General features: G+C 24.3%; 13 protein-coding genes and 1 other annotated feature. All 13 genes read left to right on the plus strand.

Features of this window, described 5'->3' with window-relative positions:
- Nucleotides 1-4: 4 nt before the first annotated feature.
- The 13 genes from mnmA (at nt 5) to BN346_RS17650 (ending at nt 14,627) form a co-directional block, all read left to right on the plus strand.
- Entirely contained in the window at nt 5-1,081 is a 1,077-nt protein-coding gene (mnmA, locus tag BN346_RS17585) for a tRNA 2-thiouridine(34) synthase MnmA (protein WP_040330290.1), read from the plus strand.
- A 224-nt stretch (nt 1,082-1,305) separates the two neighbouring features.
- Nucleotides 1,306-1,845: a sigma-70 family RNA polymerase sigma factor gene (locus BN346_RS17590; protein WP_051540482.1), complete on the plus strand. Its 540-nt coding sequence runs from the start codon at nt 1,306-1,308 to the stop codon at nt 1,843-1,845.
- Nucleotides 1,838-2,128, plus strand: a complete 291-nt coding sequence (locus BN346_RS17595; RefSeq protein ID WP_040330291.1) for a hypothetical protein — start codon at nt 1,838-1,840, stop codon at nt 2,126-2,128. The genes BN346_RS17590 and BN346_RS17595 overlap by 8 nt, the downstream gene beginning before the upstream one ends.
- 1 nt (nt 2,129) lies before the next feature.
- Nucleotides 2,130-2,870 (plus strand): PLD nuclease N-terminal domain-containing protein, encoded by a 741-nt coding sequence (locus BN346_RS17600; protein ID WP_040330292.1) that lies wholly within the window; start codon nt 2,130-2,132, stop codon nt 2,868-2,870.
- Between the two features lie 179 nt (nt 2,871-3,049).
- A complete protein-coding gene (locus BN346_RS17605; protein WP_040330294.1) occupies nt 3,050-3,439 on the plus strand; it encodes a hypothetical protein in 390 nt (129 codons plus the stop codon).
- A 63-nt stretch (nt 3,440-3,502) separates the two neighbouring features.
- Nucleotides 3,503-5,068 carry a hypothetical protein gene (locus BN346_RS17610; protein WP_040330295.1) on the plus strand — a complete coding sequence of 522 codons (1,566 nt, stop codon included), beginning with the start codon at nt 3,503-3,505 and terminating at the stop codon, nt 5,066-5,068.
- Between the two features lie 10 nt (nt 5,069-5,078).
- Entirely contained in the window at nt 5,079-5,948 is an 870-nt protein-coding gene (locus BN346_RS17615) for an ATP-binding cassette domain-containing protein (protein WP_040330296.1), read from the plus strand.
- A 1,319-nt stretch (nt 5,949-7,267) separates the two neighbouring features.
- On the plus strand, nt 7,268-7,675 hold the full coding sequence (gene nifU, locus BN346_RS17625; RefSeq protein WP_040330299.1) for a Fe-S cluster assembly scaffold protein NifU: 408 nt from the start codon (nt 7,268-7,270) through the stop codon (nt 7,673-7,675).
- 59 nt (nt 7,676-7,734) lie between these two features.
- Nucleotides 7,735-9,726: an ATP-binding protein gene (locus tag BN346_RS17630; RefSeq protein ID WP_040330300.1), complete on the plus strand. Its 1,992-nt coding sequence runs from the start codon at nt 7,735-7,737 to the stop codon at nt 9,724-9,726.
- A 111-nt stretch (nt 9,727-9,837) separates the two neighbouring features.
- Nucleotides 9,838-11,145 (plus strand): sigma-54-dependent transcriptional regulator, encoded by a 1,308-nt coding sequence (locus BN346_RS17635; RefSeq protein WP_242838450.1) that lies wholly within the window; start codon nt 9,838-9,840, stop codon nt 11,143-11,145.
- Nucleotides 11,146-11,595: 450 nt separating this feature from the next.
- On the plus strand, nt 11,596-12,942 hold the full coding sequence (locus BN346_RS17640; protein ID WP_040330301.1) for a sodium-dependent transporter: 1,347 nt from the start codon (nt 11,596-11,598) through the stop codon (nt 12,940-12,942).
- A 160-nt stretch (nt 12,943-13,102) separates the two neighbouring features.
- Nucleotides 13,103-13,618, plus strand: a complete 516-nt coding sequence (locus tag BN346_RS17645) for a PRC-barrel domain-containing protein (RefSeq protein WP_051540483.1) — start codon at nt 13,103-13,105, stop codon at nt 13,616-13,618.
- Complete coding sequence (locus BN346_RS17650) at nt 13,599-14,627, plus strand: AI-2E family transporter (protein WP_051540484.1); 1,029 nt, start codon at nt 13,599-13,601, stop codon at nt 14,625-14,627. Before BN346_RS17645 ends, BN346_RS17650 begins: the two co-directional genes overlap by 20 nt.
- A 127-nt stretch (nt 14,628-14,754) precedes the next feature.
- Nucleotides 14,755-14,928, plus strand: a binding site (T-box leader).
- Nucleotides 14,929-15,182: the final 254 nt, after the last annotated feature.

Consider the following 15,182-nt stretch of genomic DNA (forward strand, 5'->3'; position numbering starts at 1 on the left):
AATAATGAAGAAAAAAGTTGTTATTGGAATGAGCGGAGGAGTAGATAGTTCTGTTGCAGCATATCTTTTAAAAGAACAAGGATATGATGTTATAGGAATTATGATGAAATTATCTCCAGATGATCCAGAGTATGCAGAAAATGAAGGTGGATGTTGTTCGCTTTCAGCAGTATTAGATGCAAGAAGAGTAGCAGATAAATTAGACATACCATTTTATGTTATGAATTTTAAAGCTCCATTTCAAAACTATGTAATAGATAATTTTATTGACGAGTATTTTAATGGTAGAACACCTAATCCATGTATTATGTGTAATAAACATATAAAATTTGAAGAGCTTTTAAGGAAAGCTATAGCTATTGGAGCTGATTATGTTGCTACAGGACATTATGCTACAGTAGAAGAGATAGATGGAAGGTATTTACTTAGAAAATCAGAAGATGATAAGAAAGATCAAACATATGCATTATACAATTTAACTCAAGAACAGTTAAAACATGTATTAATGCCTTGTGGAAAATATTCTAAGCCAGAGATAAGAGAAATTGCAGAGAAAATTGGATTAGAAGTATTTAGAAAGAAAGATTCACAAGAAATATGTTTTATACCAGATAATAATCATGGTAAATTTCTTGAAAAGAAAAGTGGTAGAAAAGTAAAACCAGGAAATTTTGTTGATAAAGATGGAAATGTTTTAGGTAAACATAAAGGTATTGTGTATTACACAATTGGACAAAGAAAAGGTCTTGGTATAGCACTTGGAAAACCAATGTTTGTAACAGATATAATTCCAGATAAAAATCAAGTAGTGCTTGGTAATGAAGAAGATATATTTAAAAATACTTTAATTGCAAAGGATGTTAATTTGATACCTTTTGATAAAGTTGAAGGTGAAATAGAAGTTACAGCTAAAGTCAGATATTCAGCGAGACCAGCAAAGGCAAAATTAACTCAAGTTGGAGAAAATAAAATAAAATTAGTATTTGAAGAAAATCAAAGAGCTATTACTAAAGGCCAATCAGTAGTGTTCTATAAAGGAAACTATGTAGTTGGTGGTGGAATAATAGAAGAAATACTATAAAATAAAAAACCTTAAGATAAGAAAAAACTTATTTTAAGGTTTTTATTTTATATATAAATTTAAATTTAAAAAAATCGTGATATAAGTATGGATAGTAATATGTTTGTCAATATGTGAAAAAATAAATTTATAGAAAATAATGGCGAAAAGTTCAAACAAATAGATGTGTAAAATGTATAGTATATATGAAGAGGGAATTAATTGAGGAAAGGGGGGATGAAATTTTGAACAAAAGGGAGTTTATGGAGAACCTTATTGATGACTACAAAGATATGGTATATGACTTATGTATGAGACTTACTAATGATGTTTATAAGTCGGAAGATTTATTTCAAGATACATGGCTTAAGGTAGCTAAAAATTTAGATAAAGTAAATAATGATAGAAACATTAGAAATTATATTTATACTATTTGTATAAACACTTATAAAAATAACTATGGTAAGGAAAAAAGATGGTTAAATATTATAAGAGATTATTTTTCAAATAATGAAAAAGAGAGTGTTATAAATAATATATGTTTTGATGAAGATGAAACAATCAACGATGTTATTAGAAAATTTGATGAAACTATAATTCAAAATGGAATAGCTAATTTAAAGGAAATTTATAGGATACCTATAATCCTATTTTATTATAAAGATTTTTCTTATGAGCAAATTTCAGAAATTCTAAAAATACCATTAGGAACTGTGAAGTATAGACTTAATATGGCTAAAAAGTTATTAAAAGAAATGTTAGAGGGGGAAATGAAGTATGTATGAAGCACCAGAAGAATTAGTAAAAAAAACTAAGGAAATTGTTTTGAAAAATATAAAAGAGACTAATTATAAAAAGGAAAATAATATAGTGATAATTTTAGCAACAATTGCAAGTGTTATTATTGGAACAATTAGATTGTTGGTATTTATAACTAATTCATCAATAGGTTTAAATTTAGATTTAATAGGTATGATTAAATGGCTTGGAAACTTAAATGGAATTATTTGTATGACGACTTTGCCTTTAATTATATTTGCATTTTATAAAAAAGAGGGGGTTAAATAATATGGATTTTAATTTTTTGATGTGTATACCATATATTCCTATAGTAACTATGTTTGTCATTAATATACTTATGGGAGTTTGGGTATATAAAGATGCACGTAGTAGAGATATGAATGGACTTTTATGGTGTTTAGTAACAATAGTTGTTCCTAATTTTTTAGGACTTTTAGTTTATTTAATTGTAAGAGGAAAAGAAAACAGGTATAGATGTGAAAAATGCAGTAAATTACTTGAAGAAGATAGTATGTACTGTAAATATTGTGGAACTATGATTGATTATAAAAATTTTGAAGCTATAACATTTAAAAAGAACAATAAAATACTAATTGCTATTTTAACAATAATAATAATTGTTAGTTTATTTTTTGCTAGTATATTTATAATTCAAATGAAATCAATGAAAAGTACTATAAATGGCGAGAGTTTATTTAATAGTGAAGCTAAAATTGAAAATAAAATAGTAGAAAAAGATGGATATGGATTTAAGTATTATATTTCATTTGAAAATTGTAGTAAAAAGAAAAAGAAAACTATAGAAATTGATTCTAATACAGAATATATAGATTGCAATTTAAATTTACAAAAGGGAAATGGTACAGTAATTATAAGTGATGATAATGGAAATAAACTTGAAACTATAAACAGTAAAGGATACAAAAAAGTGCCTATTGAAAAAGGAACCAATAAAATTGTAGTAGAAGTAAAACTAAAAAAAGCTACAGGAGGATTTACTATAAATTAATGTTTATATAAGTATAAATTTAAAATAGTATAGTTAAACTAAAAAAGTTGTGTTAGAAGTAAAATTAAAAGATTTGTAGAGAAAATGACTAAAATTAGAGGAAAATGTTTACAAAACAATAATCTTTGTGTATAATAATAACATAAATTACTTTAAAAGTAATAAAAGGGGGATTTGATATGATTAAAAGAAAAGTAAAGATTAAATTAGGAGCATTAGCTTTAGCTTGTTGCACACTTATTAGTTCGACTGCCTTTGCAGGTTATATAGTTGCAGGAAATTATACAGGTACAAATGCTAAAAGTGCTTATACTATACTAGGAAATGGTACTCATTATTTATGGGGAAATACTTCGATAGGTAGTGCGACTATTAGTGCAAAAAAGGTAAATAGTTGTGCACCAGATGCTACCGTTGCTAAAATTAAATATACTGCTGGAGGTGGAACATCACCTAGTCAATCATTTAATGCGAGTGCGTACAGTAAAAATGGACAACCTCAATCTTATTATATACTTTTTCAAGGTAATAATAGTAGCACTAAAGGTAGAGCAGGAATAACTCACTAAAACAAATAATGGTTTGCATCAATATTGATGCAAACCATTATTTAAGACAAGGAGTTGGAGTTTTTGAAAAATAAGTCTTATAAATTTTATGTTAAAACTATAAAAAAAACACCTTTATTTGTTATAACTATATGTATTATATTTTTTTTAAGTATATTTCAAAGTTTTTCTTTGAAATTTTCTATAAATGCGTATATTGATAATATTAGTTATGCATTAATTGCCTCGCATTTATTTACAATAATGTATATTTCATATTTACTTTTAAATAAGTATGAAATTTTAGAATATATTGAAATAAATATATTTAGAAAATACTTAAGTATATTGATAACTACAATTAAAATATCAATTTTAACATGTTTGATACCTACTAGTATTATTTTAACTCTAAAAAGTAAATATATGTGCTCTATTTTTAATTTAAAGGGATTATTTAACTTAATAATTTTATGGATTTTATCAAACTTATTTGTAGCTGTATTAACTATTATGTTAAGCATTTTATTTGATAACAAAATTATTATATTTTTGAGTATTGGTATATATATTCCAATAACAGGTTACAGTATATCAAATACCAAAAATAATGTATTTTCAAAATTTATTAATATTTTTTCAGATTCGGTAGGTGTTGCATCTAATAATATATCAGACATTATTATTAATAAGTTTTATATATTAGACAAATTATTTATATTAGTATGTATAGTATTTATGCTTTGTATAATTTATTACAAATTTAATAAAAATAATAAGATGTTGATTGTAATTACAATATTTTTTATTCTTTTTCAAGGGGTAATTTTACATAGTGGTAATCATAGTTTCAAAAAAGTAGATATGAATTTAAATAAAGTTGATAATGTAACTTATGATGTTGAAAATTATAAAATGAATTTAAGTTTAAAAAATAAACTTAAAAATACATGTAAGATTGAATTAAATATTAAAGAAACTGATAAGGAGATTAAGTTTTTACTAGATGATAGTTTTAAGATTTCTTCTGTACAGATAGGTTCTAAACATGCTTTATTTTTACATGAAAAAGATATTTTGTATATTAAATTACCTGAGAATATACCTAATAAAATAGATATAACAATAAAATATGAAGGAAATATTTTTGTTCTAGATGAAATGAATCATAATATATTTTATACAAGTTATACATCAAATAATTTGCCATGCAAGGCATTTTATTGGTATCCATCGATTCAAGATGATGAAGAAGTTGAATTTGAAGTTGGTGTTTGTAGTTCTTCTAAATTATTTTCAAATTTGGACATTATAAAAAAAAGTCAAAAAAAATATTTTTATTATTTATTTAAAGGGAAATCTAAAGGTGTAAATATTTTTTCAGGGAATTATAAATTGATAAAAAAAGATAATATTGAATACATTCTTCCAAAGGGATACTCTGATGAGAATTTTGATTTGATTTTTGATTCATTTGTTGCTGATATAGAGAATAATAATCAATATTTTTCGATTGAAGATATAGAAAAAATAAGAAATAGAAAATTTAAAAAGTTAATTGTATGTATTTGGAATGAAAATATGAATGTTAATCTTAATTATAAATTTCAAATTTTTGAGGATACAATATTATTTAATGATACTTTTTAGGAGGATTACTATGTATAATAACTTATTAGTGAAAGATATTAAATTTTCTTACGGCCAATCTAATATTTTAAGTAATATAAATTTTAATTGTGGTAATGGTGTAATTGCTTTATTGGGAAATAATGGTGCTGGAAAGACTACATTAATGAATATATTGTCAGGGTTAAAGAAGGTTTCTCATGGACAAGTACTACTTAATGATATAGAATTATTAAAAAATCGTAAATATATTGTTGATAATGTTGGATATTTGCCACAAAATTTTGATGTTTTTAAACAGGTTACAGGATATGATTTTTTATCGTATGTCTATGATGTAAAGAATCTTAATGTTAATGATAAAAAATCTTACATAGATGATATTGTATATAGATTTAATTTAAATGAAATGATAAAAAAGCCTGTAGGAAAATATTCTGGGGGATATAAAAAGAGACTTGGAATTGCACAAGCTATAATTGGAGATCCAAAATTAATTATAGTAGATGAACCAACTGCAGAACTTGATCCAGAGCAGCGATTAGAATTTAGGCGATATCTTCAAGAATTGGGAAATAATAAAATAATTATTATATCTACTCACATAATTGAGGATGTTGAATTATATTGTAGTAAGTTGATTATACTAAAGAAAGGAGAAATTATTTTTGATGGAACTCCAGATAACGCCATTAAAATAGCATCTAGACATATATTTGAAAAAAGATTAACTTTAAGTGAATTAAATAAATTCCAATATATGTATAAAATTATAGAAGAAAGACGAATTGAAAATGATTATATTAAAGTGAAATTTATAGCAGATGCATATGATTCTTTAGAATCTTTGTCTAAAGGAGGTGTTACATTAGAAAATGCATATATTTATCATCAAAAATAAGAGTGTATTTTTAAATTTATTTTCTTTATTTGATTATAAAGGTAAAAAAATGAAATTATCGGTGATTATATTAATTTTGTTTTTTATAAAATCTATAATAAGTCCTTTACCATCAAACTACTTAAATGTTACAAAAAATGGTATGATGTTAATTGGATTTGATTCTTTATTTGAATATCATCTATCTTTTTTAGCTAGTGTAATAATTGCATTAGTATTTTGGGAAGACTTTTCTAATAAAAATTATGAAATACTTTACTTTTATAATGGTATGAAATTTAATAAAAATATATTCTTGCGGTTTTTTGTTTATATGTGTATATTTATTTTTAGTGAGTTTATTTTAAGTATTATATATGTAAGAAATATACCCCAAAATTTTTTTAGTTTAATATTGTTAAGTGTAAGATATATTCCTAGTTTATTATTTATGTGTTCTTTATCATTAATAATGATGATATATACTAAAAATAATATTGCATCAATTTTAATATGTACTTGTTTTTACATGATAGATTTCATAAGCAATGGTCATTTTTTTAAAATATTTTCTTTAGGTGGTTGTACATTTAATTTTATATACTACAATTCATTTAATTACTACTTGATAAATAGAATTTTATTATTAATTATTAGTTTATTATTTATATTTTATTCATGCAAAAAAGCTACTCAGGTTTAAATTATACTTTTGGTAGGAAAAATTTAGTGAGAATTAATAAGATGATTTCTGTATTGAACATAGATCATCTTTTTTAGTTACATTGATACCTATAGTTATCGTAATAAATCATATATTGGTTAATTTTTTTAAAAACTTTTCTAAAATTTATGTGTACATTTATCTTTAAAATGTGGGAAAAATAAATTTAGAGGATATTATATAAATAGTTGTGACTGCTACACATTGATTAGTTTAACACATCTTTATATAAGTTATTAGAAAATAAGGTCAATATAATCAAGACTATGATATGAATGAAACAAGTGACTTAATTAATTTTATATTTTATTATTTTTTACTTATATAGTATATTAATTGTATATTTAACTTTATGTTGCTATACAAATTGTACGCTAATATTTGATTTGTATAAGCATCTTTAATTGATTGAGTAATAAATGGATTTTGAAAATAAATGAAATAACTTTCAAGTATATTAAAGAAAAAATATATAAAGTATTATTAATGTTATTATAAGAAATGTATATTTTAAACTTTTACTTGAGCCAAACAGAATTTAAATTTTAACAACCATATGTTATAATAAAAGAAGATTGAAAATAGTTTTACAATTTATTTTTAGGGGATGATTTTAATGGAATATAGCGATAAAGTATTAGAACATTTTTATGCTCCAAGAAATGTAGGAACAATGCCAGATGCAGATGCCATAGGTGAAGCAGGAGATGCTAATTGTGGTGATATTATGAAGATTTACATAAAAGTAAAAGAAAACGTTATAGATAAAGTAAAATTTATGACTTTTGGATGTGGCTCAGCAATAGCGTCCTCTAGTATAGCTACAGAACTAATTAAAGGAAAAACATTAGAGGAAGCATGGAGTTTAACTAATAAATCAGTAATTGAAGCATTGGATGGACTACCAGCTGAAAAAATTCATTGCTCAGTACTTGCAGAACAAACGATACATAAAGCTATAAATAATTATAGAGAAAAAAATGGTTTTGAAAAATGGAAAGACAAATGGGAGAATGACAATTAAGAATTCATGTTAAATCATGAATTCTTTTTAAATATAAAAATATATTTTGAGGTGGTTAGTTGAAAAATAGGGTTATAGTATTGGTCGGATTCATTTACTCAATTTTAATAGGTATAATTCTATTAAATATATATTCTAAATATGCTTATGATATAAATTTTATTGAGTATATAGAGAAATCGAGAAAGATAACTTATGAAGAAAAAAATTGGTTAAATGAAAATAAAAATATAATATATATATCAGATCAAAATTCATATCCATTAGCATTTAAAAGTCAAGAAGGACAGTATAAAGGAGTTTTAGTAGATTTTATGAATGCATTATCTATAGAAATAGGTAAAGATATTATATTTGAAGTTAACGATGGGTGGCAAAATTATATAAATAAAAGTAGTGTTGATGAAATAAAATGCTTTGGATTAATTCCATCAAAAGAAAGAGAAGAATACTTTGTGTTTTCAGATCCTATTTATATTATAAGAGGAAATATTGTAAAGCCTAAAAGGTTAAGGAGGATAAAAAGTTATAAGGATTTAAAAGGATATAAAGTAGCAGTTCCCAAAAGTAATTATGCTGTAGAATTCTTAAAAGAAAATTTAAATGAAGTAGAATTTGTTTTTACTAAAGACTTAGAAGATACTATAAATGCACTAGAAGAAGGAAGAGCAGATGTGGCTATTGGGGACGAACCAGTATTGAAATATTATATGGAAAATAAAGGCATGAATAAAAAATATGAATTTCTTAAAGAATGTGTGTATAAAAAGCCTGTAGTAATTTCAATACCAAAACAAAAGAGAGAGTTACTGAATATTATAAATAAGGGTATATTTTCATTAAGAAAAAATGATATGTTTAAAAGTGTAAAAACAAAATGGTATAGTGAAGATTTGGCTTTGTTAGATGAAAATAAAAATGATAACATGGTTAGATTTGTGTTTATATTTATTTATGCTTTATTTATTATGATATATATTTTTTTTACTTTAAATTATACATTAAAAAAGCAAATAAAGATAAAAACTAAGGAGTTATCAGATAGTAGAAATTCTTTAAGAAATACATTAGATAGTATAACTGATGTAGTTATTGTACTAGATAAAAATAATGATATATTACATGCAAATAGAGCTTTTAATAAATTTATAGAAAATAATAATGTGGATTTAAACGTAAATCAATGGATATTTAAAGATATAATAAATAATACATTCAAAGAAAAGGCTGAAAATTCTAAAGAATACTTTTTGAAAGAAAAAATATTAAAAATAAATACATTTCCTTTTGATGATAGTGATAATATTTTAGAAAGTATAGTAATTGTAATTAAGGATATAACAAAGGAGAAAGTAGCTGAAAGAGAAATTATTCAGGATAATAAAATGATTGCAATAGGACAATTAGCATCTGGAGTAGCACATGAAATAAGAAATCCATTGGGAATAATAAGAAATTATTGTTATCTTCTAAAAAGCAGTATTCAAGATGAGGAGAGTTTAGAATTTATAGGTGCTATAGAAAATAATATAGAAAGAGCTAGCAAAATAATATCTAATTTACTTAATTTTGCACGAATATCTACAAATGCTAAAAACAATTTAAAAATTAAGGGTTTTTTAGAAGATATAATGTTGTTAGAAGATAAAACTTTAAGAAATAACAATATAAAAGTATCAATTGATTGTGATGATAATATAACATTTTATATAAATGAAGAGGTATTAAGACATATATTTATCAACTTAATATCTAATTCAATTGATGCTATAAATGAAAATAAAAAAAATATATATGAGGGTGAGATTAGAATAAGTGTTATTAAAAAAGATAAAACTTTGTCAATAGATATATCTGATAATGGATGTGGAATAGATGAAGATGATATGATAAAAATATTTAATCCTTTTTATACAACAAAGCCAATTGGGAAGGGAACAGGCCTGGGACTTTATATAACTTATAATGAAATAAAAAGAAACAATGGAAATATAAAAATAAACAGTAAAAAATGTGTTGGAACTACTTTTAAATTAGAATTCAAAAATTAATAAAAGTAGAGTTGATTTACATTTGTGCAATAGAACTTACTCTTAAGTTAAAATATTAAAATGAACTAAGAAATTTACTATATGTTAGTTATGATTGGGGGAATATGTTTTTTGAAAATTTTAATTGTTGATGATGAAAAAGAATATAGAATGATTTTAAAAAAAATCATAGAAAAACATGGTTATAGTGTAGATGTGGCTTGTAGTGGTGAAGAAGCAATTAAAAAGATAAAAAATGAAAAATTTAATTTAATATTATCTGATTTGATTATGGACAAAATGAATGGGATAAAATTGTTATCTAAAGTAAAAGAAAGTGATAATGATATAGAAGTAATATTAGTAACTGGATATGGGAGTATACAAAATGCAGTTGAAGCAATGAAAAAAGGTGCTTTTTCATATTTTATAAAAGGTGATCCACCAGAAGAACTTATAAATGAAATAAAAAAAGTAGAAGAAAAATTTAAAGATGACACTGATGGTGAATTTATTCTTAAAACCAATAATAAAAAATTTTTGGAGTTATTAGAGCTTGCAAAAAATGCGGCGAAAAGTAATGTTAATATATTAATTTTAGGTGAGTCTGGTGTTGGAAAGGATGTTATAGCAAATTATATTCATAATTGTAGTGATAGGAAAGAAAGAGATTTTATTCCTGTAAATTGTTGTGCATTTTCAGATTCACTTTTAGAGTCAGAACTTTTTGGGCATGAAAAAGGGGCTTTTACAGGAGCATTGGATAAAAGAATTGGAAGATTTGAAAGTGCTAACAATGGAACTTTGTTTTTAGATGAAATAGGAGATATATCATTAGATGTTCAAGTGAAATTATTAAGGGTTTTAGAAAAAAGAACTGTTGAAAGAATAGGAAGTAATGAAGAAATAAATGTTGATTTTAGGCTTATATGTGCTACTAATAAAAATTTAAACAATGAAATACGAAAAGGAAACTTTAGAGAAGATTTCTTTTATAGAATTAGTACTATAGTATTAGAAATACCACCATTAAGAGAAAGAAAAGAAGATATAGAAATGCTAATTAAATTCTTTTTGAATCAATGTGAAAAAGAATTTAATAAGAATATAAAGAAAATTGATGAAAAAGTTATGAGTTTTTTAATGAATTATAATTACCCAGGAAATTTAAGAGAAATGAAAAATATAATAAGAAGATTAGTTGTACTAACACAAAATGGAATCATAACATCAAAATATTTACCAAATGAAAGTAGTATTCTTATAGAAGATGATTATGATGAAGTAAGACCATTAAGAGAAATACGAAGAGAATTTGAAGCTGAATATATAGAAAAAGTTCTAGGAAAATGCAAAAATAATGTATCTGAAGCTGCAAGAAGATTAGAGATAAGTAGAAGACAACTTAGTAATAAAATAAACGAATATAATATAGGATAGGAAAAAAATTTCATAGTGTATAGGAAATTTTTTTCACACTATACAAAAAAAGAGGCAATTATTGCCTCTTTTTCTATTTTAGAATGCTTTATTAAATAATTATTAAATAAAATATGTAAAACAAAATTTAAACATTTACATTTATATTTATTTATGTAAAATATGAATTTAAATATTAATAAGGTGTGAATATATTTATATGATAAAGCTTTTTTTCATGTTGGCATATCAGTTGCTTATTATATAGATAAATAGATTTATAGTTAATGGCTAAGAGTGAAATTATTTCTACAATCAAAGGCTAAGGTTGAGAATACAAATTAAAACACTTTAAAACTAGCAACATTACTGGGGTATTCTTTGTTAATAAGTTTAAACTTGAAAATAAGTTATTGTAAATAATAAAGTATACGCCTATAAATTTAAAGTTAATAGAAGGAGGGGCTATGAATGGAACAAAAAAGAGAGAATTGGGGAAGTCGATTTGGATTTATAATGGCGACAGCTGGTTTTGCGATAGGACTTGGAGCAGTTTGGAGATTTCCTTATATGGTAGGTGTAAATGGGGGTGGAGCATTTTTATTAGTATATATAATAATATCAGCAATAATTGGAATTCCATTATTTATCGCTGAAATGGGACTTGGAAGAAAGACTCAACTTAACCCTATAGATGGAATGAGAAAACTTACAAAGAAAGGGAGCATCTGGGTAGCTATAGGTTGGTTAGGAGTTGCAGCCGCAACTATAATAATGTCATACTATGTAATGCTTATAGGTTGGATGCTTGCATATTTTGTTAAAATGATAACTGGACAATTTACAGGAACAACTGCAACTGAAATTTCAAGTATATACACAGCATTTACATCGAATCCAGGGCAAGTAGTTGTATACACATTAATTATGATAGTTATTTTAGGGGTAATAGTAAATAAAGGTTTGAAAAATGGAATAGAAAATTGCTGTAAATATTTAATGCCAGCATTATTAGTGCTTTTAATTATATTAGCAATTAGATCACTTATGTTACCTGGAGCAATGGAAGGTGTTAAATGGTATCTAAAACCAAATTTTTCAAAGATAAATGGTAAAGTAATTCTAGCTGCACTTGGACAATCTTTCTTTGCAATAGGTATAGGATTTGCAGGATCCTTTGTTTATGGCAGTTATTTAGATAAGAACAATAGTAACTTACCAGGAGATGCAACAATAATAGTGGTAGTAAATACTATTATTGCAGTAGTTGCTGGACTTGTTATATTTCCGGCTATATTTTCTTTTGGAATGTCACCAACAGAGGGGCCAGGGTTAACCTTTATAACTATGCCAAATTTATTTTCTAAGATGGCAGGAGGAAGAATATTTGGTGGTGCATTTTTCTTTTTAGTTATAATTGCAGGGATAACTTCAGGAATAGGATTTTTAGAAGCAATAACTTGCACAGTATCAGAAGTTTTTAAAATAGATAGAAAGAAGACTGTATGGAGAGTTTTGGCAGTTATATTTGTATTATCAATACCATGTATATTATCTCAAGGACCATGGAGTAATGTTGAAATAATAGGAAAAAATTTATTTGATTTAGCTGATTATATATCAGGAAGTGTATTAATGCCATTAGGAGCACTTTTAATATCATTATATATAGCTAAAGAGTGGAAGTTCAAAGGATATATGGATGAATGTAATGTAGGTGGAGGAAAATTTCAAATAAAAAGATGGTGGAAACCTATAGTAATTTTATTAATACCAATATCAGTATGTACAATAATGATAACAGGACTAATTCAATAAACAACACTTTAAAATATATAATTTAGAAATATGAACTGCAAAAAAGCTATGAATTTAGATTTATTAATTAAATTCATAGCTTTTTTGTAGACTAAATAAACTAGGATAGGTAAATAATATATACAAAATCAAATCGCTTTTGTATATGGAGATGATGAATTTGAGCAAAATTAGAGATTATATATATATGGATGTTGTTGATATTAATGGAAAGAGACTTGGATATATAAAAGATATACTTATAAATTTTCACGAAAAAAAAGTTATTGGGTTTGACATAACACCATACAAACTATTTGGGAAAAATTTCAATATTATGAAAGAAGATGTTTTATATTTTAATAAATATATGGTTGTAAAAAAGATAAGCAAAGAGAAATGCTTAAGATTTGCAGATATAAATAAAATGTATGTTATTGATAGGAATTCTAATATATTAGGTGTAGTTAAGGATTTGATTTTTGATGAAGATGAAATGAATATACAGGGAGTTATTATAGCTACAAATATTTTAAATTTATTTCTAAAAAGACAAGTTCTATTGGCTAAAAATTTAATATTAGGAGAAAAAAACTTATTTTATATGTCTACTGAAGAAAAAATAAACTTGGAGTGCATACCAAATAAATTTTTGAGTATAGGAGAAGGTGATATATTTGAAAAAAGAAGTAAGTAAAAAAATTATAAAGTATATAATTATAGGTTTAATAATTATATTTACAATTATATTAATAAAGAAAATTCCTATATTTTTAGATTTATTTGGAGTTATAGTGATATCTTTTATAATTTCATATAGTTTAAGACCATATTATAAATTTTTAGTTAGAAAAGGAGTAAGTAAAAAAGTAAGTGCATTATTAGTATTATTAAGTATAGTAGTATTTATAATACTAATTTTAACTATATTAATACCTTGTATACTAAGTGAGGGCAAAAACTTAGCAGAAATATTGAGTAACTTGGAAGGGTATTTAGGAAGTGCAAAAAACATAGATATTCCTTTTGGTGATAATGAATATGTAATTAAAGGTTTAAATAATGTATATTATAAACTTCAGGAAATTGTAAGCCAAGGCATAGGAAACTTAGGCGAAAAAATAATATCTATAGGTGAGAATATATTAATTTTTTTAATTTCTCCAACTATGATATACTTTTTCCTTTGTGATGATGAATTAATATTAAATGGAATAGCAAAATTCATACCTAATGGTGGTAAAAGAGAGTTTAGAAAAGCAATTATACATGTTGATAAAGTATTGGAAAGATACATAATAACACAATTCGAATTATGTGGAATAATAGGGATTTTAACATTTATTTCATTGATGATACTAAGAGTTAAATTTCCATTATTATTATCTTTTATAAATGCTATGTTTAATATAATACCGTATTTTGGACCTTTTATAGGAGCAGTACCAATAGTTATACTTGCAAGTATAAAGTCAATAAAAAGTGGAATATATGTGGCAATTGTTTTAACTATAATACAACAAATAGAAGGTGATGTAATAGGACCCAAAATTATAGGAGATAATATAAATGCACATCCATTAACAGTACTTATGCTATTACTAATAGGTGGAAACATAGGTGGAGTTTTAGGTATGATAATAATAATACCTATATGGGTTACTGCAAAGGTTCTATATGAAGATTTAGAAGGATATCTATATTAAAATACAATAATAATAAATAACTATTAGTTGATAAATGTGTAATTTAAAAGCTAAATCTATAATTTTATATTGTGAAAAGTAGTTGACAAAAAAATCTTTTTTAATATAATGAAAATATAAAATTTAATATTAAGTGATGATAAGAATTAGTAAATATATTGAGGCATTAAGAGAGGAAGTGGTTGGTGAAAACTTCTTGGGAGATATATTGAAGCTATCTTGGAGCTAACATATAATTAAGTGATATTAATATTTAGTATTAATATAATTAGGGTGGTAACGCGGAACTTTCGTCCCTTTTCTGGGAAGGAAGTTTTATTTTTTTATTTAAAAATAAAATATAGAAATAAAGATTAGAGTTAAATTTTTAGAATTATAATTAACAATTTATATATAGGAATCCAAGTTAAAACTTTAAGTTATTCATGTTTCATTTGAGAATTTTAATTTTAAGTTTTAATCTATATTTTTAAAAATTGACAATGGACAATTGACGGTGGACAGTGAATGTGAAAATTGGATTTCCAATTTTAAAGAATGATTTTTTATTAAATT

Source organism: Clostridium ihumii AP5, from assembly GCF_000612845.1.
In the GTDB taxonomy this organism is placed as follows: domain Bacteria; phylum Bacillota; class Clostridia; order Clostridiales; family Clostridiaceae; genus Clostridium_J; species Clostridium_J ihumii.

Coding starts and splice junctions, on each gene's coding strand:
- mnmA (WP_040330290.1), top strand. CDS start 5: ATGAAGAAAAAAGTTGTTATTGGAATGAGCGGAGGAGTAGATAGTTCT.
- BN346_RS17595 (WP_040330291.1), top strand. CDS start 1,838: ATGTATGAAGCACCAGAAGAATTAGTAAAAAAAACTAAGGAAATTGTT.
- BN346_RS17600 (WP_040330292.1), top strand. CDS start 2,130: ATGGATTTTAATTTTTTGATGTGTATACCATATATTCCTATAGTAACT.
- BN346_RS17605 (WP_040330294.1), top strand. CDS start 3,050: ATGATTAAAAGAAAAGTAAAGATTAAATTAGGAGCATTAGCTTTAGCT.
- BN346_RS17615 (WP_040330296.1), top strand. CDS start 5,079: ATGTATAATAACTTATTAGTGAAAGATATTAAATTTTCTTACGGCCAA.
- nifU (WP_040330299.1), top strand. CDS start 7,268: ATGGAATATAGCGATAAAGTATTAGAACATTTTTATGCTCCAAGAAAT.
- BN346_RS17640 (WP_040330301.1), top strand. CDS start 11,596: ATGGAACAAAAAAGAGAGAATTGGGGAAGTCGATTTGGATTTATAATG.